Source organism: Novosphingobium organovorum (genome assembly GCF_022832435.1).
In the GTDB taxonomy this organism is placed as follows: Bacteria; Pseudomonadota; Alphaproteobacteria; order Sphingomonadales; family Sphingomonadaceae; genus Novosphingobium; species Novosphingobium organovorum.
The window spans coordinates 1-4431 of record NZ_JALHLF010000185.1 but is presented as its reverse complement, the minus strand read 5'-3'; the positions used below and the strand labels follow the sequence as shown (position 1 = coordinate 4431).

Here is a 4431-nt window from a genome sequence, read left to right as displayed (position 1 = left end):
CGGCGCGGCCCGGCACGCTGTCGCCCAGCGCGCCGTGTTCGCAGCGCGCGCCCCAAATCGGATCCGCCAGCTCGGCATCAGGACCGAACAGCGCGCGCAGCTGCGCGTACCAGCTCTTGGGCGCGGGCGCGCCCTTGTCGCGCGAGCCGAGCGCGCCGCCCACGAACAGCGCTTCCTCGGCGCGGGTCATGGCAACGTAGAGCAGGCGCCAGTGCTCCTGCTCGTCAGCTTCCCTGGCCTGCGCGATTTCCTCGGCGATCGGCCCGACCTTCTCCGCCTTGCCGACCGGGGGCAGCGGCACGCGGCGGTGCGCCCCGCGCGGGTCGGACAGCTCGATCCCGCCCTCACGCGCGGTCTCGGGATTGCCGGTCGCATCGGCAAGGATGACGATCGGCGCCTGCAACCCCTTCGAGCCGTGGACGGTCATGACCCGCACCAACCCGCCGGCGTTGTCCGCCTCGCGCTTGAGTTCGCCGTCGCCCGCCTCGAACCAGGCGAGGAAACCGGCAAGGCTGGGCGTATCGGTCACCGCGTAGGCGCGCGCGGCGTTGACCAGTTCGTCGATCGGATCGCCCGCCTCGCTGCCCAGCCGCGCGATAAGGTGGCGCCGTCCCTGCCAGGGGCCGACCAGAATCCACTGCAGCAGATCGTGCGGAACTTCGTAGTCGGCCCGCGCCAGAAGATCGCCCAGCCGCATCAGTGCCTTGCCCACGAAGGGATCGATCGAACCGCGCAAGTGATCCCACAGCGCCTTTTTCCTGGGCCGGAACGCGTGGGCCAGAAGCTGTTCCTGGCTCCAGCCGATCAGCGGCGAAACGAGCAGGCTGGCAAGGTTCAGATCGTCGAGCGGCTGGGCGGCAAAGCGCAGCGCGGCGACGAGGTCCTTGACCGCCAGCGGCGCGCCCAGCCGCAGGCGGTCAACCCCCGCCACCGGAACCCCGGCGGCGTGGAGGCGCGCCACGATCAGCCCGGCCAGTTCCTTGCGCTGGCGCACCAGCACCATGATGTCGCCCGCCTCGGCGCGGCGGCGCTTTCCTTTTTCAAGGGTGAAGCCCGGCCCCTGCTTGTCGAGCCACTCGCGCACCTGTTCGGCGATGAGATCGGCCATGCGCCGCGCGGGCGCGGAGAGCCAGGTCTCGTCGCCCTCCTCGTCCTCGCCTTCGGGCAGCGCCGCGTCTTCATCCGACAGCACGGCGCCAACCGGGCGCCACAGCGCGACGTAGCCAGGGCGCGCCTCGCCTTCGTGGCGCTGCGCCGCGCGGTCGAGCCCGAAGCGGGCGTGGCCGATCGCGCCGATCGCGCGGTCCACGAAATCGAGCACCGGCTGCGCGGTGCGGAAGCTGCGGTCGAGCCCCAGTTCAACCAGTTCGCGCGGATCGTGCGCGGCGCGCAAACCCGCTGCGTTGCCCGCCGCTGCGCGCATCAGCTTGCGCACCCGGCTGGCTGCCTTGCGGAAGTTTTCCGGGCTGGTGCCCTGGAAGCGGAAGATCGCCTGCTTGTAATCGCCCACCACGAAGAGCGTGCGCAACTTCTCCTCGTGCTGGCCCACCCCGGCCCAGAACTCCTCGGCCATGGCGAAGATGATCGCCCATTGCTGCTCGTTGGTGTCCTGCGCCTCGTCGACGAGGATGTGGTCGAACTGGCGATCGAGCTTGTAGCGGATCCAGTCGGCCTGTTCCTTGTCCTGCAACAGCGCGGCGGCGCGGCGGATCTGGTCGTCGAAGTCGATCAGCCCCTCGCGCTGCTTGGCCTCGTCCCAGGCGAGCGCAAAGGCCCGGCCAAGCCGCAGCGCGGGCACCAGATGATCGACCAGCGCCAGCATCGCGCGCAGACTGCGCACCGCCTCGATCCCGGCGACCACGCGCGCGGCGTATTCGGCATAGCCGGGATCGAGCTTGTCCTGGCCCTTGCTCGCCTTGGGCTCACCCTTCTGGGTGAGGAACACCTTGGCCATGGCGTCGAGCGTTTCGAGCCGCTGCGCCGGGGTGCCGAGCAGCCACTCGCTGATCGCATCGACGTTCTCGAGCCCCGTCTTGGTGCCCCATTCGTGATTCACCTCAAGGCAGCGGCGCAGCGAGGCAACGTCGAAGCGTTCGTCGCTGCACAGCTGCGCGAGCTGGTCGGCATCGCTCCCCGGTGGCACGCCGAGCAGGCGCAGCACGTTGGCGCGCATGTCGCCCGCCTGCCAGCTGCCCGGCCCGAACCACACCGCCCGCGCCGAAGCGCAGCGCAGCAGAAAACCGATGACCGCATCGGGCCCATGGCGCAGCGAGAGGTTCGCCACCGCCTCGAGCAGCTGCGGGTCGCCCAGCGGATCGCTCTGCGCCGCGCTCAGCAGGTCGCCCAGCACCTCGCGCGCCAGCAAGGTCCGCTCGCGGTCCTCCATCGGGCGCGAGCCGGGGATGAGATCGGCCTCGAGCGGGAAGGTCGCCAGCAGCCACTGCGAAAAGGCGTGGATGGTGTCGATGCGCAGCCCCCCGCCGGGACAGTCGAGCACGGCGGCGAACAGCGTGCGCGCGCGCGCCATCGTGTCGCCATCGCTCGCCGCGCCGATCGCTTCGAGCCGGGGAAACAGCTCGACATCGGGCAGGCGCACCCATTCGGCCAGCGTGCCGTTGATGCGCGCGGCCATTTCGGTCGCGCCCGCCTTGGTGAAGGTGAGGCACAGGATCTGCGCCGGAGTGATCCCCGGCTCGAGCAAGAGCCGCAGCACGCGCGAGGAGAGCACCTGCGTCTTGCCCGTGCCCGCCGAGGCCGAAAGCCAGACGGTGTCGGCCGGGTCGACCGCGCGCATCTGGTTGCCGTGGAGCGGATGGACCTTGGCCGGGCCGCTCATGGCGTACCCTCCGCCGCTTCGCGCCGTCCCAGCGAGGTGATCCATTCATCGAGGCGCATGAGCTGGTCGTAGTCCGAATAGAGGGCAAGATCGGGGTTGAGGCGTGCGGTGAACGGCTCGCTGCCCAAAATCCAGCGGCTGAGCGCGTCGTCGAGGTACTCCTTCGTGCGCGGCAGGAATTCCTCACGCACGAGACCCGACTTCTTGCGCCCTTCGAGCACCGGCTCGGTAACGTAGCCGATCGCGCCGTCCTTGGCCTTGGCCATCGACCAGTATTCAAAGCCGGTGACCGCGCCTTCGACATCCTTGAACCCGCCCGCCTCGACGATGAGGCCGGTGAGCCCGAGCTGGAGCGCGAAGCCTTCCTCCACCCGGCTGCCCGACGGCGGCTGGCCGGTCTTGTAGTCGACCACCGCGATCGTGCCATCGGCCTTGCGGTCGAGCCGGTCGGTGCGCCCATGGATGCGCACGTCGCGGTAATGCATCTCGCCCCACTGCTCCCAGGCGAGCGTGCGGCGTCCCTCGGCCTTGGCGGCGAGCACCATCGCCTCGAACGTGGCGAGCGCGGCCGAGAGGCGCGGCCACCACAGCGCGCGCATCAGCGGGTGTGCGCTGGTTTCGTCGAGCACGGCCTCGGCGATGGCGTGGAGCCCCTGCGCGGGCTCTCCGGCCGCGTGCCACTTCTCCATGATGAGGTGCGCGATCTCGCCGCGCCAGGGCGCGCTCGGCTCGGCATCGAGGCTGTCGATGCTGCGCAGCTGGAGGATCGCCTGCGCGTAGAACTGGTAGGGATCGCCGCGCAGCCGGTCGAGCCCGGTGACCGAGACATCGACCCGGCGCTGTTCGGCACTGGGCATGGGCTGCGGGCGCGGATGGGGCGGCACGGGCGCGGCGTCGTCGATCAGCCGGGCCAGACGCACCATCTGGCTTTCGGCGTGGCGCAGCGCCTGATCGCCCATCATCGCCTTGACCCGCAGCACGAAGCGCGAGGCGATCACCGGCCCGCCTTCGTCGCGCTGCGACCAGCTCAGCACCACTTCGGGTGCGCCGAGCGCCGCGGCCAGATCGTGCGCGGCGAGCCCGATACGGAAATCCGCCCCCGGCACGCCCAGCGCGCGCAGCACGGCCGGAGGCAGCAGCGAATCCTGCGACGGGCTGGCGGGCCACACCCCTTCGACCAGACCACCACAGATGACCAGATCCGCCCGGCTCATGCGCGCTTCGAGCAGGCCGTAGATCGCCACGCGCGGATGCCCGCCCCAGGGCGGTCGCACCGAGGTACGCTCCATCGCATCGCGCAGCATCGCGTGCAGTTCGCGCGGGTCGATCCGCGTGCCCGCGCTCGCCGCGCCGCGGCGCAAATCCTCGATGAACCCGCTGAGCGCGCGGCCATCGGCGCCGCTCCACAGGCTTTCGCCGCACAGCGCCTCGGCCGCCTCGGTCAACGTGGCCAGCGCCGTTTCCAGCGTATCGCCCTCGCCCAGCGCGAAGAGCGGGGCAAGGCACGCCTCGACCCCGCCCCACCAGCGCTCGATACGGTGCTCCTGGGCCAGCGCGGTCAGCGGGGCGAGCCCGGCAGCCGGGCGTGGCCCGCG

General features: G+C 70.9%; 2 protein-coding genes. Both read right to left on the bottom strand.

The genetic code is table 11. The features are described from left to right. Positions 1-2836, bottom strand: a 2836-nt coding sequence (locus MTR62_RS20155) for a UvrD-helicase domain-containing protein (RefSeq protein WP_244024317.1), incomplete at its 3' end; no start/stop codon positions are given. Further along, the coding region (locus MTR62_RS20150; protein ID WP_244024316.1) for a PD-(D/E)XK nuclease family protein at positions 2833-4431 on the bottom strand (1599 nt) is incomplete at its 5' end. The genes MTR62_RS20150 and MTR62_RS20155, both read right to left, overlap by 4 nt.